At 65.5% G+C, this 20086-nt stretch carries 15 protein-coding genes; 9 read left to right on the forward strand and 6 right to left on the reverse strand.

Annotated elements, in window-relative coordinates; genetic code table 11:
* Window positions 1-107: 107 nt before the first annotated feature.
* Window positions 108-902: an rRNA pseudouridine synthase gene (locus ACTPOI_RS05435; RefSeq protein ID WP_440107162.1), complete on the reverse strand. Its 795-nt coding sequence runs from the start codon at window positions 900-902 to the stop codon at window positions 108-110.
* Window positions 903-1069: 167 nt separating this feature from the next.
* The gene (locus ACTPOI_RS05440) at window positions 1070-2770 is read right to left on the reverse strand and encodes an MBL fold metallo-hydrolase (protein WP_440107164.1); all 1701 of its coding nucleotides are present in this window, start codon (window positions 2768-2770) and stop codon (window positions 1070-1072) included.
* A 64-nt stretch (window positions 2771-2834) separates the two neighbouring features.
* On the opposite strand from ACTPOI_RS05440, the gene dapF reads away from it, so the two are divergent.
* From dapF to ACTPOI_RS05460, 4 genes are all read left to right on the forward strand, one after another.
* Window positions 2835-3716, forward strand: a complete 882-nt coding sequence (gene dapF, locus ACTPOI_RS05445) for a diaminopimelate epimerase (RefSeq protein ID WP_440107166.1) — start codon at window positions 2835-2837, stop codon at window positions 3714-3716.
* Window positions 3713-4414 (forward strand): DUF484 family protein, encoded by a 702-nt coding sequence (locus ACTPOI_RS05450; RefSeq protein ID WP_440107168.1) that lies wholly within the window; start codon window positions 3713-3715, stop codon window positions 4412-4414. The genes dapF and ACTPOI_RS05450 overlap by 4 nt, the downstream gene beginning before the upstream one ends.
* A 215-nt stretch (window positions 4415-4629) precedes the next feature.
* The gene (locus ACTPOI_RS05455) at window positions 4630-5607 is read left to right on the forward strand and encodes a tyrosine recombinase XerC (RefSeq protein ID WP_440107170.1); all 978 of its coding nucleotides are present in this window, start codon (window positions 4630-4632) and stop codon (window positions 5605-5607) included.
* Window positions 5608-5930: 323 nt separating this feature from the next.
* A complete protein-coding gene (locus ACTPOI_RS05460) occupies window positions 5931-7577 on the forward strand; it encodes an IPTL-CTERM sorting domain-containing protein (protein ID WP_440108269.1) in 1647 nt (548 codons plus the stop codon).
* A 217-nt stretch (window positions 7578-7794) separates the two neighbouring features.
* On the opposite strand, the gene ACTPOI_RS05465 is transcribed toward ACTPOI_RS05460, so the two are convergent.
* The 4 genes from ACTPOI_RS05465 to ACTPOI_RS05480 all read right to left on the reverse strand — a co-directional run bounded on the left by ACTPOI_RS05465 (window position 7795) and on the right by ACTPOI_RS05480 (window position 13482).
* Window positions 7795-9417: a methyl-accepting chemotaxis protein gene (locus ACTPOI_RS05465; RefSeq protein ID WP_440107172.1), complete on the reverse strand. Its 1623-nt coding sequence runs from the start codon at window positions 9415-9417 to the stop codon at window positions 7795-7797.
* A gap of 137 nt (window positions 9418-9554) precedes the next feature.
* Window positions 9555-11207 (reverse strand): methyl-accepting chemotaxis protein, encoded by a 1653-nt coding sequence (locus tag ACTPOI_RS05470; RefSeq protein ID WP_440107174.1) that lies wholly within the window; start codon window positions 11205-11207, stop codon window positions 9555-9557.
* Window positions 11208-11269: 62 nt separating this feature from the next.
* Window positions 11270-12931 (reverse strand): methyl-accepting chemotaxis protein, encoded by a 1662-nt coding sequence (locus tag ACTPOI_RS05475; protein ID WP_440107176.1) that lies wholly within the window; start codon window positions 12929-12931, stop codon window positions 11270-11272.
* Between the two features lie 26 nt (window positions 12932-12957).
* The gene (locus ACTPOI_RS05480; protein WP_440107178.1) at window positions 12958-13482 is read right to left on the reverse strand and encodes a chemotaxis protein CheW; all 525 of its coding nucleotides are present in this window, start codon (window positions 13480-13482) and stop codon (window positions 12958-12960) included.
* A gap of 309 nt (window positions 13483-13791) precedes the next feature.
* Here ACTPOI_RS05480 and ACTPOI_RS05485 point away from each other — a divergent pair, with 309 nt between their 5' ends.
* From ACTPOI_RS05485 to hslV, 5 genes are all read left to right on the forward strand, one after another.
* On the forward strand, window positions 13792-15030 hold the full coding sequence (locus ACTPOI_RS05485; RefSeq protein ID WP_440107180.1) for a class I SAM-dependent rRNA methyltransferase: 1239 nt from the start codon (window positions 13792-13794) through the stop codon (window positions 15028-15030).
* A 175-nt stretch (window positions 15031-15205) separates the two neighbouring features.
* Complete coding sequence (locus tag ACTPOI_RS05490) at window positions 15206-16279, forward strand: CobW family GTP-binding protein (protein WP_440107182.1); 1074 nt, start codon at window positions 15206-15208, stop codon at window positions 16277-16279.
* Window positions 16280-16593: 314 nt separating this feature from the next.
* Complete coding sequence (dksA, locus tag ACTPOI_RS05495; protein WP_440107184.1) at window positions 16594-17406, forward strand: RNA polymerase-binding protein DksA; 813 nt, start codon at window positions 16594-16596, stop codon at window positions 17404-17406.
* A gap of 69 nt (window positions 17407-17475) precedes the next feature.
* Entirely contained in the window at window positions 17476-19248 is a 1773-nt protein-coding gene (locus ACTPOI_RS05500) for an STAS domain-containing protein (protein ID WP_440107186.1), read from the forward strand.
* A 193-nt stretch (window positions 19249-19441) separates the two neighbouring features.
* The gene (hslV, locus tag ACTPOI_RS05505) at window positions 19442-20011 is read left to right on the forward strand and encodes an ATP-dependent protease subunit HslV (protein ID WP_069104783.1); all 570 of its coding nucleotides are present in this window, start codon (window positions 19442-19444) and stop codon (window positions 20009-20011) included.
* Window positions 20012-20086: the final 75 nt, after the last annotated feature.

Raw genomic sequence — 20086 nt, forward strand, 5'->3', positions numbered from 1 at the left:
TGTAGCCCCGACGGCGGGTTTTGGCATCAAAGTGGCCGGGGGTCCTTTGTTCAATTGCCTGGATAGCTATCTATTTGATAGTGCAGCGGCAGGGCCTCGGCAGGTTTCTAGAACTTTTCCCAGGGCTGCAGGTAGCGCCACTGCCCCTCGGGCACCTTGGACAGCGGCACACGGCCGATGCGGATGCGCTTCATGGCCACCACTTGCAGGCCCACTGCCTCGCACATGGCCGGTACCTGGCCGGGCCGGATGCCCTTGAGCGCAAAGCGCAGCTTGGTCTCGCTTTGCCAGCTCACCTTGACGGGGGGCAGCGGCCGGCCGTTGAACGACAGCCCGTGGCACAGGCGCTGCAGGCCGTGGGGCGCAATGGTGCCCGCTACTTCGACAATGCACTCCTGCTCCAGCGACTCGATGTCTTCGGCCAGCTTGCGGGCGATGCGCTTGTCCTGCGTGTACACCACCAGACCGCTGGCCTCGGTGGGCAGCGGCGTAAAGCACTCCAGCTGCCGGAAGTGCCGCTGCAGCAGCCGGATGCCCGAGGCGTCTTCAGCCAGGTGCGACTGCGCCCCAAGCAGCGTGACGGCCTGCGGCGCGCCCTGGCTGCGGCTGCCGTGCGCGGCTGTACCTGCCGGGCCGGCGGGCTGGGCCAGCCCGGCTTCAAACCCCGGCGGCTTGTGCAGCAGCAGCGTGACGGGGGTGAGCGCCAGAAGGCTGGCATCGGGGTCCACCGCCACGGCCTGGTCGGGGCGCACACGGGCGCCGGGCAGCTCGACCACCTTGGAGTCCACGCTGACAAAACCCCCCTCAATGAACTGTTCGGCGGTGCTGCGCGAGCAGTTCAGCTGATCGGCCACGCGTTTGGCCAGGCGGATGTGGGAAGGGTCAGAGTGCTTGTCGGTCATGGGTGGGCGGCGGTTTTCTTTGATGCGTCTTGGATGGATGGGGTTGGCAAAGGCGCTTGCTGTGCGCTGCGCATGCAGTGGGCGCTCTCTTCGCCAGGGACGCCAAGCAAGGGCCGCCCCGCAGCGAGGGCGTCGTCCCCCGGGTGGGGGAAGGCGCCGCAGGCGACTCAGGGGGCGAGCGTTCTTATTCGTTCCACATGTGCCAGCAGCGAGCGCTGTGCCACTGGCCACATGCGCGGCGGCACGTCGTCGTAGGCGTGGCGCACCCAGTCTTCCATGGTGCCCTCGGGCTGGGCCTGCATGGCGGCCATGACCTTGGCCTCGCGCGCCAGCCGGTGCGCCTTGAGTTTGGCAATTGACTGGCGCGCCCCCAGCAAGGGGCCGCCCAGCACGTAGCCGTGGGCCGGCAGAATGAATTCCACACCGTGCAGCGCGCAGGCGGCGTCGAGCCGGTCGAGCGAATCGAGGTAGTCGGCCATGTTGCCGTCGGGCGGGTCGATCACGGTGGTGCTGCCGTTCAGGATGTGGTCGCCACTGAACAGCAGTCCGTCTTCGATCAGCAGCAGGCACAGATGGTTGGCCGCGTGCCCGGGGGTGTGGATGACCTGCAGGGTATGGGTCACGGGGCCATCTGGCGCAAGTCCAGCAAGCACCAGCAGCTCATCATTTTGTAGCGCACGGTCGGGTGTGAATTCGCTGGCCGCGCGGGCGGTGGGGGCCGATGGCAGGCCCAGCACCGGGGGGCGCGGCCTGCCAGCCTGCTCGCACATCGCCTGCAGGGGCGCCGCGCCGGGCGAATGGTCGGGGTGCGAGTGCGTGCACACGATCATGCGGATGTCGCCCCCTGCGGCGCGCCACAGCTTGTCCAGGTGCGCCGGGTCGGCCGGGCCGGGGTCGATGGCGATGAAGCCGGTGGCGGGGTCGCCCACCAGGTAGCTGTTGGTGCCGGGGCCGGTCATCACCCCGGGGTTGGGCGCAGTCAGGCGCTGCACGTTGCGCAGCAGCGGCACGGGGCGTTCTGCCTGCCAGTCCAGCGGGTGCACGATCTGCCCGTCGGGGCACACCATGGCCAGCTCGCCAAAGGGCGTTTCGTCTTCCATGTAGCGCGCTTCCTTGCCCGCCAGGATGCCAGCGCGCGGGCAGCTCACCCACAGCGGTTGCTCATCGGCCAGCGCGTCAAACACATCCTGCGTGCGGGCAAAGGCCGCCAGCCGCCGCAGCGTGCGGATGGTGGGGAAGATCATGAAGAATTGCCCCGCCTCGTGCCGCGCCAGCGCATCGGCCGGGCGCACCCACACGGGCTCGAACTGCTCGGCCTCGTCGGCCACGGGCTCCTGGCCCTCGGGCATGCGGGCGACGAGAAACGGCACTTCGAAGCGCCGCGCCAGGTCGCGGTCGGCCGTCCAGTGCGCCAGCAAGAACACGGCGTCCGCCGCCGGGCGCAGGCCCCGGGCCTGGCACTGGGCCACAAACGGCTGGTGGCGGTCGATGGCGGCGATGTCTGCGGTATCGGCCCACTGGCCCTTGCGCGCGCCGTCGGCGTGGCGGGCCAGCAGCACGCCCAGCTCTTCGAAGCTCTCGCGGATGGCGGCGATGGCCTGCGTGAGGTGCAGGTCGTCCTGCGTGGGGCGGCGGTCGGCCGCGGCGTGCGTGGCGGGCGCGGCATCCAGCGCGTCGATGCCGCCGCCGGGGAACACATAGGCATTGGGCGCAAAGCTGGCAGTGGCCGAGCGCCGGGTCATCAAGACCTCCAGCCCGCCAGGCGAGCCCGGGCTGGCGGGGGCATCGCGCAGCAGCAGCACGGTGGCAGCCGCGCGGGTGGCTACGGGTTCGCGGTGGGGGTGCAGTTGTTGGGTGGTGCGGGGCATCAGGCCATTATCGAGCCGCGCCGCCCGGCATGCCTTTCCAGGCACCAACGGCCATAATCCGGCCATGCAGATTCACTTCACCAAAATGCAGGGTGCCGGGAACGACTTCGTGGTGCTCGACGAAACGGCGGGCCGCCTGGGCCTGACGGCTGCGCACTACCGCTTTCTGGCTGACCGACACTTTGGTGTGGGCGCCGACCAGATCCTCACCGTACGTCCGTCACCCGCAGAGGGCCTTGATTTTGAATACGTCATCCACAACGCTGATGGCGGGGAGGTGGAGCAGTGCGGCAACGGCGCACGCTGCTTCGCACGTTTCGTACGCGACAAGGGCCTGACCGCCAGCGACACCATCCGTGTGCAGACGAAAAGTGGCGTGATCGCCCCGCGCCTGACGCCTGATGGCCGGGTCACGGTCGACATGGGCCGCCCGGTGTTTGACCCGGCGCGCGTGCCGTTCGATACCGCCGGCTTGGTGCCCGTGGATCATGGCTCAGGACAGAAATGGCCCCTGGCGCTTGATTTAATTGCCTCTGATGCTACTGTATTAGTAGCAGTTGCTTCCATGGGCAACCCGCACGCCGTGCAGCTGGTCGACGATGTGGACACCGCCCCCGTGGCGCTCACCGGCCCGCTGATAGAAAACCACCCGCGCTTTCCCCAGCGCGTGAACGCCGGCTACCTGCAGGTGGTGGACCGTGGCCATGTGCGGCTGCGCGTGTTCGAGCGCGGCTCTGGCGAGACGCTGGCCTGCGGCACGGGCGCCTGTGCAGCCGTGGCATCGGGCATCCGCCTGGGCCTGCTGGACGCCACCGTGCAGGTCGACACGCGCGGCGGCCGCCTGACCATCGCCTGGAGCGGCGACGAGGCCGACTCCGTTTTCATGACCGGCCCGGCCACCACCGTGTTCGAAGGCCAGATCGATTTACCTGACACCCTCTCATGACCACGTCCACTCCGTCCTCCATTGCTCCGATCACCGAAGACGACATCGCCCACTTCCTGACGAACACGCCGGGCTTTTTCGAGCGCCACGCCGAGGTGCTGGCCAGCGTGCAGATCACCAGCCCGCACGGCGCCCGCGCCGTGAGCCTGCAGGAGCGCCAGGCCGAAATGCTGCGCGAGAAGATCAAGGGGCTGGAGCACCGCATCATGGACATGGTGCGCAACAGCACCGAAAACGCGGCCATTGCACAGAAGGTGCACCAGTGGACCAGCGCGCTGCTGCAGGTCAAGGACCCGTTCGACCTGCCCCAAGCGGTGGTGGATGGCATCCGCATCCTGTTCGACGTGCCGCAGGCCGCCGTGCGCGTGTGGGAAGTGGCTGCGCCGTACATCGACGCCGACTTCACCCAGGGTGCCAGCGACGATGCGCGCGCCTTTGCCTCGTCGCTGACCATGCCGTTCTGCGGCCCGAATCTGGGTTTCGAGCCTGCCGGCTGGCTGGTGGCCGAGGCGGGCGAGCCTGCCCAGTCCATCGCCCTGCTGCCGCTGCGCGCGGGTGCCATCGACAGCGCCACGCCAGCGTTTGGTCTGCTGGTGCTTGGCTCGCCCGACCCGCAGCGCTTTGACGCGACGATGGGCACCGACTTCCTGGCGCGCATGGCCGAGCTGGCCAGTGCAGCGCTGATCCGCCTGAAATGAGATCCCCCCTCAGCCTGATGTGAGACACCCCCCTGAGGCGCTGCGCGCCTTCCCCCCGCTCTCGCTTCGCGGTGCTGCGCGGGCAGGGGGACGACGCCCTCGCTGCGGGGCGGCCCTTGCCCGGCGTCCCGCGCCTGCTGCGTGCGGGTTTCAGTCGCCTGGCTGTTGTATTGCACTTCGCTGCCGCGCGCGGCACCCCGTGCGCCACTGACGCCATGCCCGACGCCGCCATCGAGCAGCTCCCCACGGACCCCCACGTCCTGCGCTACCTGGAGCATGTGCGGGTCGAAAAGCGGCTGGCCGACCGCACGGTCACGCTCTACACGCTGGATCTGCAGCGGCTGGCGCAGATGGCTGCGGGCGTGAACCTTCCGCTCTTGCAATTGCAGACTGCGCACATCCGCCGCTTTGCGGCGCAGATGCACGGCGCGGGGCGCAGCGCGCGGGGCATTGCGCTCATCCTGTCAGGCTGGCGCGGGTTCTATGTGTGGGCAGGGCGCCAGGGGCTTATCAGCCACAACCCGGTGCAAGACGTGCGCGCTCCCAAGGCGCCCAAGCCGCTGCCCAAGGCGCTGGGCGTGGACGATGCCGTGCGCCTGGCCGAGTTTGAACACGCCGGCGGCGACCCGTGGCTGGAGGCGCGCGACGCCGCCATGGTCGAGCTGCTGTACGGCTGCGGGCTGCGCGTGGGCGAGCTGGCGGGGCTGGATGCGATTCCGAACGCAGACACCCAGCGCCTGGGCCGTGGCTGGGTAGACCTGGACGCGGGCGAGGCGCACGTGTTCGGCAAGGGCAGCAAGCGGCGCAGCGTGCCCGTGGGCGTGGCGGCAACGACTGCCCTGCGCGCGTGGCTTGCGCAGCGCGCTGCGCCTTTTGGTGGCGATGCGTCGCCCCGGCTGGACGTAGCGATGTTTGTAGGCCAGCGCGGCAAGCGCCTGACCGCGCAGTCCATCTGGCTGCGCCTGCGCCAGCGCAGCCAGCAGGCCGGGCTGACCACGCCCGTGCATCCGCACATGCTGCGCCACTCGTTTGCCAGCCACCTGCTGCAAAGCAGCGGCGACCTGCGCGCGGTGCAGGAGCTGCTGGGCCACGCCAACATCACCACCACGCAGGTCTACACCCGGCTGGATTTCCAGCACCTGGCCAAGGTGTACGACGCGGCACATCCCCGCGCTCGCAAGAAGCCCGGCTGACTGAACGAGGCGCTTGTCCCGCAAGGGCATGCGGGTGGCACGCCTGGGCTGCACTGCCTCTGCGACCGATGTCCAGGCGGCCTGGCGAGCCTCCATTTTTGGGTTTAACCCACTGGATTTGTCAACAATTGTCAGGCGGCGCCGCGACACCCGAATGCGAGGACGGGCGTCCATAGAATCGCGCCCGACCGAAAGACCGGGCGCAGGGCGCCAACGTTCGGCGCAGGCCAGGGGGTAGCTTCCCGAGGCGCTCGATTCACCCCCTTCTTCCCTCGCTTATGCCCTGTTTCAAAGTCCCGTGTTTCAGGGCCGCCGTGCCCGCCATGCTGTTGGGCGCAGCCGCGCTGCTTGCAAGCAGCGCCGTCACTGCCCAGTCCCTGGGCATGTTCCTTTCGCCGCCGGGCGAACAGAACACCACCCGGCCCGGCGCGATCGTGGAGGGCTTCTCTGGCGCCACAGGGGCGATTGGCGCGACAGGCAATTTTGCCGTGGGGCCCTGGTCTGGCGCGACCGCTGGCGTCACGCGGGCTGCCGCCAACAGCTTTGGTGGAGCGGGCGGATCCGGAACATATCTGGCGCTGTCGACCGGCAGCCAGGTCTCCATCACCCTGACGGGGGACCGAAAGTACGTAGGGTTCTGGTGGTCCGCGGGAAACTCCGGGAACACCATCGAGTTCTACGACGACACCAACACGCTGCTGGCAACCTTCACCACCAACTCGTTGACCACGCTGCTTGGCGGCGGCGGCAACATCACTGCCATCAATGGCAGCCAGTATGCAAAGGCGGCGTATTTCGGCAATCCCAATCCTCCGGCAGGGCGCAACACCAGCGAGCCCTACGGCTACGTGAATTTGCTGCTGCAGGGTACAACGGTCAGCTTCCGGCGGATTGTCATCCGGCACGCAGGCGGTGGAGGTTTCGAGCTGGACAATCTGGCCGTGAGCGACTCGGCCACAGTGCCCGGCCCGTGGGTGAACTACGGAACCATCACCGTCAGTTTGCCTCCGGGGGCCATCGGAGCCGCGGACGATACGGCCAGCACGGCGCGCGACACTGCGGTCTCTGGCAATGTTGCGACGAATGACACCACGGTGCCTGGCGCGACCTTCACGATCACCTCGTCGCCCGCCAATGGCGTTGTCTCCCTGAATGCGTCCACGGGCGCCTACACGTACACCCCCAATGCCGGCTTCGCGGGTGCAGACACTTTCACCTACCAGCAATGCAAGCCGGCGCCCGACCAGACCGTGTGTGTATCGGCCTCCGTCAAGGTGACGGTGGCACCCCGGGCGGTCAACGATACCGGGGTCACGGCGACCAACACACCGCTCAGCGCCTCGGTGGCAACGAACGACTTCATACTGGCTGGCTCGACGTTCTCGACCATTTCGGCGCCGACCAACGGCAATCTGGTTCTGAATGCCGCCACGGGTGCGTACACCTACACGCCCAATGCCGGGTATGCAGGTACCGACACATTCGTGTACCGCGTGTGTCTGCCGGCCCCCAATGCCGCGCTGTGCGACAACGCCACGGCGACCATCACCGTGACTCCGCAAGCCGTGCCGGTTGCCTCCAGCGTGTCGGTCAGCGGAACAGCCACCGTCGGCCAGTCGTTGACGGGCAACTACACCTACAGCGATGTGAATGCGGATCTGGAAGGCATATCGGTCTTCCGGTGGGTGCGCAGCCCCACGAACAGCGTGGCGGGCGGAGTGGATGTGGGCAATGCCACTTCCTACACCACGGTGGCAGCGGATGGCGGCAGCTTCCTTTTCTTCTGCGTGACGCCCGTGGCAGTCACCGGCCTGTCTCCCGGTGCCGAAGTCTGCGGCCCTGCTGTTCAGGTCGCTGCCGTGGCTGCTTCCTCGCCGGCGTCCATTCCGACACTGTCTGAATGGGGCCTGATCATCCTGTCGATGCTCATGGGTGCGTTCGCGTTCGGACACTCCCGCTTGCGTCGCTAGGCGGCTGCCCTGCCCGCTGCAATTGGGCGGCGTGCACACACCAGCCAGGGAGGACGACGCTGTCTCAAAGGCAGGGCTGGGCGCCTCGCCTTCAGAACAGAGTACGGAACACGACCCGCTTGCCGCAAGGCGCTGCCAAGTCGTCAGGGACTCGGGCCGCCCCGCCACGGGCTTGCACGGACGGCTGCGGGCTTTGTAACAGGGCTCGCTCAGCCGGTCAGCCAGCGTAGGAGAGCGCCCCTGCGATCCGTGGAGCAAAGTGCCCACCGCCTTCAAGGGTCAGGCGCTCAGGCGGCAGTTTGAAGGTATCGACCGTTGCCACAAGCTCCGATGCCTGCTGGTTGAGCGATGCTGCTGCCGCCGCCATTTCCTCGACCAGCGCAGCGTTTTGCTGGGTGGCCTGGTCCATCTGGCTGACAGCCACGTTGATCTGGTCCATGCCCTGGCTTTGCTCGCCGCTGGCCGATGTGATCTTTCCCACGATCTCGGTGACCCGGCGGATGGAGTCGACCACGTCATGCATCTTGGCGCCCGCACGGTCTACCAGTGCGGTACCGTCCTTGACCCTCTCGACGCTGCCGCTGATGAGCTTTTTGATTTCGTGCGCGGCGTCTGCCGAGCGGCCTGCCAGGTTACGCACTTCAGAGGCCACCACAGCAAACCCGCGGCCCTGTTCGCCTGCCCTGGCCGCCTCCACAGCGGCGTTCAGCGCCAGGATGTTGGTCTGGAAGGCAATGCTGTCAATGACCCCGATGATGTCCGAGATCTTCCCGCTGCTCTCGTCCATGGCTTTCATGGTGCGCACCACATCGGCCACCGCGGCGCCGCCCTCGATGGCCACTGCGGTCGCGGCCGCGGCCAGTTCGTTGGCCTTGCGGGAGTTGTCGGCGTTCTGACGGACGGTGGAATTGAGCTCCTCCATCGAGGCCGCCGTCTGTTGCAGCGCGCTGGCCTGTTCCTCGGTGCGGGCTGACAAGTCGTTGTTGCCCTGCGCGATCTGTTGCGACGCGCTGGCCACGCTGACCGAGCTTTCATGCACCGTACCTACCATTTGCACCAGGCTTTGCTGCATGCGCTTGAGCTGCGCCATCAGGCTGGTGCCGTCGCCGGGCCGCAAGTCGATGGCGACGGTCAGGTCACCCTGGGCAACGCTGGTAGCCAGGGCCGCCGCAATGGCAGGCTCTGTGCCAAGCTGGCGGATGATGCTGCGCGCCACGTAGTAGCCAAAACCGAGCGCAAAGGCCACGCCCGATGCAATCGCCAGCATCATGAAGAGCTTGATGCTCTGGTACATGCTGACGGCGCTTTCGTACTCGGCGCGCGCGGTATCAAGCTGCACCTGCACCAGGGCGCCCAGCACTTCCTGCAGCGGGTCGATGGCGGGGTACATATCGTTGGCGGCGTAGGCGGTAAGGCCGGCTGTATCGTTGGCGCGCACCAGTGCCTCAATGGTCTGCACGGCCTTGTCGGCGGGGGCCTTGAGCTGCTGGAACTGCTTGACCAGGTGCACTTCTGTGGGCACCAGTTCGGTCGCAAGGTATGCCGACCAGTTGTCGGCAATGTCCTTCTTGGCCTTCTCCAGCGATGCGAGTGCCTGCTGCTGGGTGAAGCCGCCGTCGCGTACCTTGTGCGCGGCGTCCACCACGTCGACCGCATAGGCGTCCGATACCAGCTTGATCTGCTTGAGCGGAATCACGCGGTCCAGGTAGACCGTGTTGAGGCCCGCGTTCGCCTGCCGCATTCCCGACAGTCCCACGACGCCGATAGCGACGGTGAGCAGCACCATTGCCGCCAGCAGGAACGCAAGGCGGGTCGAAATTTTGAGGCGGGCGAAACCCATGGTCTTTCCTTCTTGATCGCAAAAATTGGAGAGAGAAAATTCTTCGTTGATCGTTATCAGCTGCCATGCAAGAGTTGCGCCACGTGTTGATGCTCCGGGCTGCCAGCCTCAGTCGCACGGGCTCTTTGCCGGCTGTTCTAGCGTGAACCCAGCGCCAGCCGCGGGGCAGCGCGGGGCAGGGCGCGGGCCTGGCCGTTCTTTCCGTCTGTGGGGCCGCGGAGCTGCGCAAGCTGTTGCCCGTCGCCGTTGATACGGAATGCCGCCACCACCTCCACCAGCTCAGAGGCCTGGGTGTTGAGGCTGCTGGCGGCCGCCGCCATTTCTTCAACCAGTGCTGCGTTCTGCTGTGTGGCCTGGTCCATCTGGGTCACGGCTTCATTGACCTGGCTCACGCCCTGGCTTTGCTCGCTGCTGGCCGCGCTGATGGCGCCCATGATGTCGGTCACGCGGTGGATGGCGTCCACCACATCGGTCATCGTCTGGCCCGCGCGGTCTACCAGCGAAGAGCCCGCCTCCACCTGTTGCACGCTGGCGCCGATCAGCGACTTGATCTCGCGTGCGGCCTCTGCCGAACGGCTTGCCAGGCTGCGCACCTCGCCCGCCACCACGGCAAAGCCGCGGCCCTGCTCGCCGGCGCGGGCGGCTTCCACGGCGGCATTCAGTGCGAGGATGTTGGTCTGGAAGGCAATGCCGTCGATCACGCCGATGATGTCGGAGATCTTGCGCGAGCTGTCGTTGATGCCTTTCATGGTGCGCACCACGTCGGCCACAACGGCGCCACCCTGCGTGGCCACGCTGGAGGCTGTTTGCGCCAGCTCGTTGGCCTGGCGTGCGTTGTCGGCATTCATGCGCACGGTGGAGCTCAGCTCTTCCATGGATGCGGCCGTTTCCTCCAGGGCCGACGCCTGCGTTTCGGTGCGCGTAGACAGGTCGCTGTTGCCGCCGGCGATCTGGCCGCTGGCGCTGGCGACGCTGTCAGAGCCCTGGCGTACACGGGCGACCACATGCGTCAGCGCAGTCTGCATGGCGTCCAGCGAGGCCAGCAGCGGGCTGAACTCATCACGGGCTTTGTCCGTGATGATGCCGGTCAGATCGCCGTCGCGCACGCGGGCCGCGACCAGCTGGGCCTGCGACACACGCGCCTGCAATGTGCTGGCGATATGCCATGAGAACAGAATCAGCCCCACAGTCACACCCACGACGGCGGCCACGAGCGCCAGCAGCGTCTGGCGCACATCGGTTTTGACAGCCACCAAGTGTTCATCCAGCAGCTCGGTCTGGTGATTCTTTTTCTTGGCCACCATCTCCAGCACTACGTTACGGGCTGGGATGGTCTTGTCCACGAGCATGTCAAACGCTTCGTCCTTACGACTCTGCTCGATCAGCTTGACGTTCTCACCTGCCACCAGCCAGAAGTTGTCGAGCGCCTTCGCCAGCGCATTGAACTGGGCCTTGTCCTCATCGGTGATGGCGGTCTTTGCCAGCGCCGAGCGGTCGGCATCGATGGCTTGCCTTTTCGCACCAATGTCGGCGAGGGTCGACGCTAGATCGGCAGGCGTGCGCACCAGCAGCGCATGGCGTACCTGCAGCGACGAGCGGGTGACATTCAGCTCGATCAGTGCCAGGCGCTGCTGCTGCGGCACCAGCTCCGACGCCACATTCTCCATCTCGAGGTTGACGTGCGACAGCTTGGACCAAGCCAGTGCGGTGACCAGCACCAGCGCAACCACCAGCAGGGATGAAAGCAGATACAGACGTTTGCCGATACCGATGGAAGCGAAGAAGTTCATGATGCCCTCAATGGTGTTGGTGGTGTGCGAACCGGCCCGACGTGGTGGATGGGAGCGGAGTTTCAGGCGCTGGCAGGCAAAAGCCCGGGTGCGCGCGGGGCGGGCAAGGCCGGTCCAGGCGCTGCAGCCGCTGTGGCTCGGCCAGGGCGCTGGTGTGCTGCGTTGTCCAGCGGTGCATCGTGGGGCAGGTGAAAGACGGCCACCGTTTGCACGAGCGCGTTTGCCTGCTGGTTGAGGCTGGCTGCGGCTGCGGCCATTTCCTCGACCAAGGCGGCGTTTTGCTGGGTGGTCTGGTCGATCTGCATCACCGCTTCATTGATCTGGTCCATGCCCTGGCTCTGTTCGCCACTGGCTGCGGTGATCTCGCTCACCACCTGCGTTACCCGGCGGATGGCCTGGACCACTTCGGTCATGGTCTGCCCGGCGCGGTCTACCAAAACGGTGCCAGCCTCCACGCGTTCCACGCTGCTGACAATCAGGCTCTTGATCTCGCGGGCCGCCTCGGCCGAGCGCCCGGCGAGGTGACGTACCTCGGTGGCCACTACCGCAAAGCCGCGGCCCTGCTCGCCGGCACGTGCAGCCTCGACCGCGGCGTTCAGCGCCAGGATGTTGGTCTGGAAGGCGATGGAGTCAATCACGCCGATGATGTCGCTGATGCGGCGCGAGCCGTCGTTGATACCCTTCATGGTGCTAACCACTTCTGCGACCACCTCGCCGCCGCGTGTGGCGACGTTGGAGGCTTCGAGCGCCAGGGCGTTGGCCTGGCGGGCGCTGTCGGTGCTGGTATGCACCGTGGCCGCAAGCTGCTCCATGGACGCGGCGGTTTCTTCCAGCGCGCTGGCTTGTTCTTCGGTGCGCATCGATAGGTCGTTGTTGCCCTGTGCGATTTCGGCCGACGAGTTGGCCACGCTGTGGCAGCTTTGGCGCACCTGGCCGACTAAGCGCACCAGCGATGCCTGCATGGAGTGCAGTGCCTCCAGCAGCTGTGCGGTTTCGTTGGTACCGCGGAAAGCGATGTGTTGGCTCAGGTCGCCTGCTGCTACCGCACGGGCTGCTGCCACGGCCTGGCGCAGGGGGCGCGTAGTAGAGCGCACGATCAGCACCGCCAGCAGGATGCTCAGCACCAGTGCGACGGCCGTCAGGGCCAGCACCAGCACGTTCAGCTGCGTGCCGGCTGCCACGGCTTCGGCCTGTGCGGTGTCCGCCAGCTTTTCCTGGTATGCGATGAGTGCACTCAGTGAGTCGAAATACGCCTTGCGTGGCGCCACCATCGGGCCGGTGAGCACGCTGCGCGCCTCGTCAATCTTGCCTGCGTGCGACAGATCAAAGAAGCGTTCCATCTGCTGGGCATACACAGCGCGTGCACGCAGTGTTTCAGCCAGCGCAGCCTTGCCCTTGTCGGAAGTGATCTGCCGGCCGAGGTCTTCCAGCAGGTGGGTGATTTCCTTGCGCTTGGCACCGATCAGGGATTCCTGCTCGCGCACGTTGTCGGGGCGCGGGTCAAGCACGATCTGCGTGAGCGCCAGTTCCACGGCTATCACGTCTTCCTTGGCCACATGCAGGTGCAGCACCTTCGGGTAGCGGTCGTCGATGATGGTGTGGAACGCCGAATCGGCGCGCTTGGACAGGGTGAGCGAGAGCCCGCCCATGATGCAGATCAGGAGGCTCATCAGGCCGAAGCCCAGTGTCATCCGCGTCGAAATCTTCAGGTCACTGAAATTCATGGCGTGTTCCTCCGGGCGTAGTGCCGTTAGTGAGCGGATGTAACTTCCGCCGCTGCAGTGTTCGCCAGGAACTTCTCAATGTCCAGCAGGATGAGCATGCGGTCGCCCACCGAGCCGATGGCCAGCAGGTGTTCGGGATCAAAACCGCCGCGCAGGGCGGGCACGGGGCGCAGCTGCTCGCGCTCCAGAGTGAGCACATCGGACACGCCGTCCACCACTGCGCCAACCACGCGGTGGCCGATGTTCAGGACGATGACGACGGTAAGGTGGTCGTACTGCACCTCGGTCAGGCCCAGCTTCACGCGCAGGTCAATGATCGGCACGATCACGCCGCGCAGGTTGACCACGCCTTTCAGTTCGCCTGTGGCATTCGCGATGGTGGTGGGCTTTTCATACGAGCGGATTTCCTGCACACGCAGGATGTCGACGCCGTATTCCTCGTTGCCGATCTTGAACGCCAGAAACTCCCGGATGTCGGTAAGCCCGACCTGCGCACCCCGTGAACCCGCATGGGCAAGCGAAGCGGCAGAGGGGGTAGGGTGCGATGCCATATTTGTTTGATAAAAATGATAGTTTGATGAATTCTATGTTTTTGTAATCATTTTTGTCAATAGTGCGTTATTTCCCTTCGTGGCGTGGGGCGTGGGCTTTCCTGGACACGGGGGCTTTGGTGTTTGTGACGGGGCTATGCACCGCGCAGGGTCAGGGTGCAGCAGGGCGTTGAGGGGCCCAAGCTGTGTGGCAAATACCGATTTCGTTGGGGCTCGTGGTTTCTGACTGCTGGGCCGGCGTCGCTCGCGATGGCGATTTTTTGCCGGGGGCTGCACAGGCGCTGCCAGCCAGCCGCGACAATCCTGCGCATGAAAACCCTCAGACTTCGCCCTGGCAAGGAGCGCTCGCTCCTGCGTCGCCATCCCTGGATCTTCGAGTCGGCCATCGCCAAAGGTGGCGGCGACAGCGGCGAGACCGTGCGCGTGGAATCCAGCGACGGGAAGTTTCTGGCCTGGGCGGCGTTCAGCCCGGCCTCGCGCATCCGGGCCCGTGTGTGGAGCTTTGACGAGGCACAGCGCATCGATGCTACTTTTTTTATAGCTGCATGTGCAAATGCAATAAGCGCAAGGGGCCTTTTTGACCTTAAAAGTGACGGTGTGCGGCTGATCCACGGCGAATCGGACGGCCTGCCGGGCCTTATCGTGGACCGCTACGGTGACACCCTCGTGGCCCAGTTCACCAGTGCCGGCACCGAGCGCTGGAAGGATGTGATTGCGGACGCGCTGCTTGCGGAAACTGGTCTGGCGCACCTGTACGAGCGGTCGGATGCCAGCGTTCGCGCCCTCGAAGGGCTGGAACCCGCCACGGGCTGGCTGCGCGGTGGCACGGCCGCGGCAGGGCAGGACGCGCCACCGCTGGAACTCACCATCCGCGAGCACCAGTGGCAGCTGACGCTCAACATTGCCGAAGGCCACAAGACCGGCTTCTACCTGGACCAGCGCGACAGCCGCAAGCGTTTTGCCGACTACGTGCAGCGCTTGAACCTGCGCCGTGTGCTCAACTGCTTTTGCTACACCGGCGGCTTCAGCGTGGCGGCGCTGGCCGGCATGGCGGCTGCAGAGCAGGCGGGCGGGCAGGGCGGCGGCGAGGTGGTTTCCATCGACTCATCGGGCCCTGCGCTGGAGCGGGCACGGGCGCATGTGTTGCTCAACGGCTTTGACCCTGCCCGGGCGCAGTTCATGGATGCCGATGTGAACGCATCGCTGCGCCAGTTCCTGAAAGACGGGCAGCGCTTTGACGCCATCGTGCTGGATCCGCCCAAGTTCGCACCGACTGCGGCCCACGCCGAACGCGCGGCCCGGGCCTACAAGGACATCAACCGGCTTGCGCTGCAATTGCTGTCGCCGGGCGGGGTGCTGTTCACCTTCTCGTGCTCGGGCGGCATCAGTGCCGATTTGTTCCACAAGATCGTGGCATCGGCCGGCGCGGATGCCGGGGTCGATGGCTACATCCTGGAGCGCCTGGGCGGTGCGCAGGACCACCCGATGACGCTCGAATTCCCCGAGGGCGAGTACCTCAAGGGCCTCGTGGTGATGCGCAAGGGCTGATGGCCGCCGGCCCTGACCTCGACAGGCCGGGGCATTGCGGCCGGCCCCTGCGGGGGCTTGACACGATCTGTACACTGAAATTCGACACCCGCGCGCCTGGTTGCGGCGCTGGCTGCCCACCGGGCTGCCTTCCCCTGTTCTGGTTCTGATTTGTTTTCTTGGAGAGAGCGTTTCCATGGCACTGATTCCCGTCACCATCCTCACCGGCTTCCTGGGCTCGGGCAAGACCACCCTGCTCAAGCGCCTGCTCAGCGAGGCCCACGGCCAGAAGATCGCCGTGATTGAAAACGAATTTGGCGAAGAGAACATCGACAACGACATCTTGGTGACCGAGTCCAAGGAGCAGATCGTGCAGATGAGCAACGGCTGCATCTGCTGCACCATCCGCGAAGACCTGCGCGAAACCTTGCAGCTGCTGGCGGCCAAAAAGCGCAAGGGCCTGCTCGACTTCGACCGCATCGTGATCGAGACCACGGGCGTGGCGGATCCGGGCCCGGTGGCGCAGACGTTCTTCATGGACGAAGAGATCGCCGAAACGTACCTCATCGACTCGATCATTACCCTGGTGGATGCCAAGCACGCGCCCCAGCAGCTCAACGACCGCCAGGAAGCGCGCCGCCAGGTGGGTTTTGCCGACCAGATCTTCCTGTCCAAGACCGACCTGGTCAGTGCCGAGGAAACGGATGCGCTGATCCACCGCCTCAAGCACATGAACCCCCGCGCACCCATGAAGGCGGTGCATTTTGGCGAGGTGCCGCTGGCCGAGGTGCTGGACCTGCGCGGCTTCAATCTGAACGCCAAGCTCGACATCGACCCGGACTTCCTCAAGGAAGAGGGCGGCCATGACCACCACGACCACGGCCATGATCACGACCACGCGCACGGCGAGCATTGCGACCACCCCTCGCACAAGCACGGCGACGGCGGTCACGGCCACCACCATCACCACGATGATGATGTCAAGAGCTTTGTCTACCGCTCGGACCGCCCGTTCGACCCGGCCAAGCTTGAGGACTTCCTGGGCGCCATCGTCAACATTTACGGACCCCGCATGCTGCGCTACAAGGGCGTCCTGTACATGAAGGGCACCGAGCGCAAGGTCATCTTCCAGGGCGTGCACCAGCTCATGGGCAGCGACCTGGGTCCCCAGTGGGCCGAGGGCGAAGTGCGCAACAGCAAGATGGTGTTCATCGGCATTGACCTGCCCAAGGACATCTTCCTGCAAGGGCTGGAGCAGAGCCTGGCCTGAGCGTGAAATTCCGGCAGTGCCGCACCAGTTTCCGGGCGAATCCGCCCCGTTTGTGTTGTATCTGCAACGTTTCCGTTTGCGTCAGCCCAGGTCGATACAATCGCGCCCCGGCAAGAACCTGTTCAATGCCTTTTGAGGTCGTGCAAGGTGCTTTTGGCGTCGGGTTGCCCATCCGTGGCATCCTCTGAACCTGCTTTGTACCCAATTACGACTTCCCAACAGACACTGAACGGGTTCGAGACCCCGGAAGGCTTGCCACCCGCCCTTGGCTGCACATGCGCCAGGGCCTGCCCGTATAGCGAGGAGACCAGGAAGTGAAAGCCGACACCAGCAAATCCAAGGGGACAGCCACCAAGGCCGCCCCAGCCGCAGCCAAGAGTGCCGCAGCGGCGCCCAAAGCTGCTGCCAAGGCTCCCGCCAAAGCTGCCGTTGCCGCAGCTGCCAAGGTTGCATCGGCACCCGCAGCGGCTGCCGTGGCAGAAGCGCCGGCTCCGGCCCAGGTGCTTCGCCCTGGCTCCGAGGTACCTGTGCGCACGACCCGGCCTTCTTCACGGTTGGCCCAATTGACCGTACCATCCATGGCCCAGTCGGTGGCTTCCACAGCCGCCAAAGCCAGTTACCTACACACCATGCCCACGACCGTGCAAGCGCAGCCCACGTTCACCGCTGCGAAAAAAGACCCCAAGCTGGCGAACAACTGGAAGACCAAGTCGGCCGCCGAGCTGACCGATGCCGAAGTGATCGCCATGCCTGAGAGCGAATACATGAACGAAAAGCAGATGGCGTTCTTTCGCCTCAAGCTCGTTCAGCTCAAGCAGGAAATCCACAACAGCGCCGGTGAAACCACCGAGCACCTGCGTGAAGACACCGTGGTGGTGCCCGACCCGGCCGACCGCGCCACCATTGAAGAAGAGCACGCGCTTGAGCTGCGCACCCGCGACCGCGAGCGCAAGCTGCTCAAGAAGATCGAGCAATCCATCGCTCGCATCGACTCGGGCGACTATGGGTACTGCGACGAGACTGGTGAGCCCATTGGCGTTGGCCGCCTGATTGCGCGGCCCACGGCCACGCTGTCGCTGGAAGCGCAGCAACGCCGCGAACTCAAGCAGAAGATGTTTGGTGACTGAGCACAACAGCCAGCGCCGCGGCCTGGCTGATGGACTCCACCCCATGCGCACATCCTTCCCATTCACGCCATGAGCAAGGAAGAAACCACTCCCGGGCTGCTGTCAAAGGTGGTGCGGTTTGTGCGCAATCCCACGGTCAACTGGACCGAGCTGGACTCGCTGACGGACGACCGTGAGAGCCAGTACAGCAAGCAGATGCTCAAGGAGATGATCGAGCGCAAGCGGCGTAACGACTTCGTGCGCCGCCGCGAGTTCGATCAGTTGCGCAAGCTGCGCCAGCGCGAGGCCCTGCAGGGCCAGCGCACTGAAGACCCTACCGCCCGCCCCTCGTTCTTCCAGAGCAGCATGGCCTCGCCCGACGAGCGCGCCGTTACGCTCAAGAAGATCAACGAGATCGAGGCGCAGATGTCGCAGCAATGGTGGAAAAGCAAGCAGGGCTCCGATGCGCCCACGGTGGTGGGCGCCATGCCCGCCGGTATCGCCGGTGAACAGGCGGGTGAGGATGCGGCTGCTGCCAACGCGCGCGCATTCGCGCCCACGGCACCTGCCAGTCTGCCAGCGCCGCTCCAGGGCAAGCCTGCGGTCCAGTCGCTGTTTGCCGATGACAGCATGACCGTGGCCCAGTTTGGCGGGACCGATGCGCAGATGCAGCCCGGCCACCCTGCGGGCCGTGAACCGCTGCTGCCCGCGGCCCCATCCCTGGGCGACCATACGGTGCCGATGACACTCTCCGAACCGGAGGAATTTGTGCACGAACCCGACCTCGAAGAAGCGGCGATCCGGTTTGCCAACGGCGATCATGCAGGTGCAGAGTCCGGTTTGCTGGATGTGCTCTCCCAGCACCAGCAGGATGCTCCGGAGGATCAGTTCGACATCTGGATGACGCTGTTCGACCTGTATCGCGCCACGGGCCAGCATGATCGTTTTGATACGCTGGCCATCGACTTTGCCGCCCAGTACGGTCGCTCGGCGCCGCTGTGGTTCTCCATGCCGGCCTTGCTGGGCATGGTGTCGGCAAGCCCCGCTGCTGCCGGTGACGCCGCAGCCGTGCCAGGTGCCCCGGTACGCCGCGATTTCAGCTGGAACGCACCCGGTACGCTGGCCGTATCTTCTGTGGCAGCCCTGCAGGCGTCGCTGGCACGCTCGGCATCGCCCTGGACGCTTTCGTGGTCCCGCCTGGTGTCGATCGATGAGGCTGCGGTGCCGCTGCTGGCCGACCAGTTCACCCAGTGGGCCGAACGCGAAGGCCAGTTTGTGTTTTCAGGGGTCGAGAAACTGAACGCCCTGCTGGAGGCCAGGGCGCAGTCGGGCGACAGGTCTACCAGCCCCGAGTGGTGGCGACTGCGCATGGCCGCGATGCGGCTGATGGGCAAGCCCGACGAGTTCGAGCTCGTGGCGCTGGACTATTGCGTCACCTACGAGGTGTCGCCCCCGTCGTGGGTGTCTCCGCGTTGTGGCTATTCGGACAATGAAGGCGTTAGTTCGGGCTCGGCACCGCTGGCGGTCGAGAGCGACTTTGGTCCGTCCGAAACGTTTGATTCGATCATTGGCACCCTGGACACCACGCCCGTGGCCGAACTGAGCGGGCATATCGAGGGTGACGCAGCGTCGCTGCTCGAACCCTTCGAGGCCCTGCTGCGGCCCGGGATGCCCCTGGCCATTTCGTGCGACAAGCTGATCCGCGTGGACTTTGCAGCCGCTGGCTCGGTGTTGAACTGGGCGGCTGCGCAGCAGGGCGCAGGTCATGTGGTCCAGTTCCAGAACCTGCAGCGCCTGGTGGCCGTGTTCTTCAACGTGATCGGCATCAACGAGCACGCCCGGGTTGTGCCCCGCAAGAACTGATTTCTGGCGGGTTGCCGGGCAGCCTGCTGGTGGCTGTCCAACGCGATGCGGGGTATGTAGTGAACGCTGCACGGCTGCTGCGGTCGTGGCACGGCGGTGATGAGTGCCTGGACCTGCTGACCTGCTGGCGTCGATCCAGCACACGCGATACTCCCGCTTGCAAATAGCTGCGCAACCCCCATGTGCCGCAGCTATGGATTCCTCTTCACACGACAACCATCCGGTGTTTCACGGCACCACCATCATCAGCGTGCGCCGCGAAACCCCGCAGGGCGTGCAAGTGGCCATTGGCGGTGACGGTCAGGTCACGCTGGGCAATATTGTGGTCAAGGGCACGGCGCGCAAGGTGCGCAAGCTCTACCACGGCAAGGTCCTGGCCGGGTTTGCGGGCGCTACAGCTGATGCGTTCACGCTGTTCGAGCGCTTCGAGGCCAAGCTGGAAAAGCACCAGGGCCACCTGACCCGCGCTGCCATCGAACTCACCAAGGACTGGCGCACCGACCGGGTGCTGCGCCGCCTGGAAGCCATGCTGGCCGTGGCAGACGCCAGTGCTTCGCTGATCATCACCGGCAATGGCGACGTGCTGGAGCCCGAGCAAGGCATCGTTGCGATTGGCTCCGGCGGAGCGTATGCCCACTCGGCCGCCAAGGCACTGCTGGGCCACACCGACCTTTCGGCGCAGGAGATCGTCAAGAAATCTCTGGAGATCGCGGGCGAGCTGTGCATCTACACCAACATGAACCACACCATTGAGACGCTTTGAGCGCCGGTGGTTGATTGCTATTTTTTTAATAGCTGCTTGTGCATGACCATCAGGCGCTTGCAGCTGATTTCGCTT

The sequence above is a fragment of the Acidovorax sp. BL-A-41-H1 genome (genome assembly GCF_051942715.1).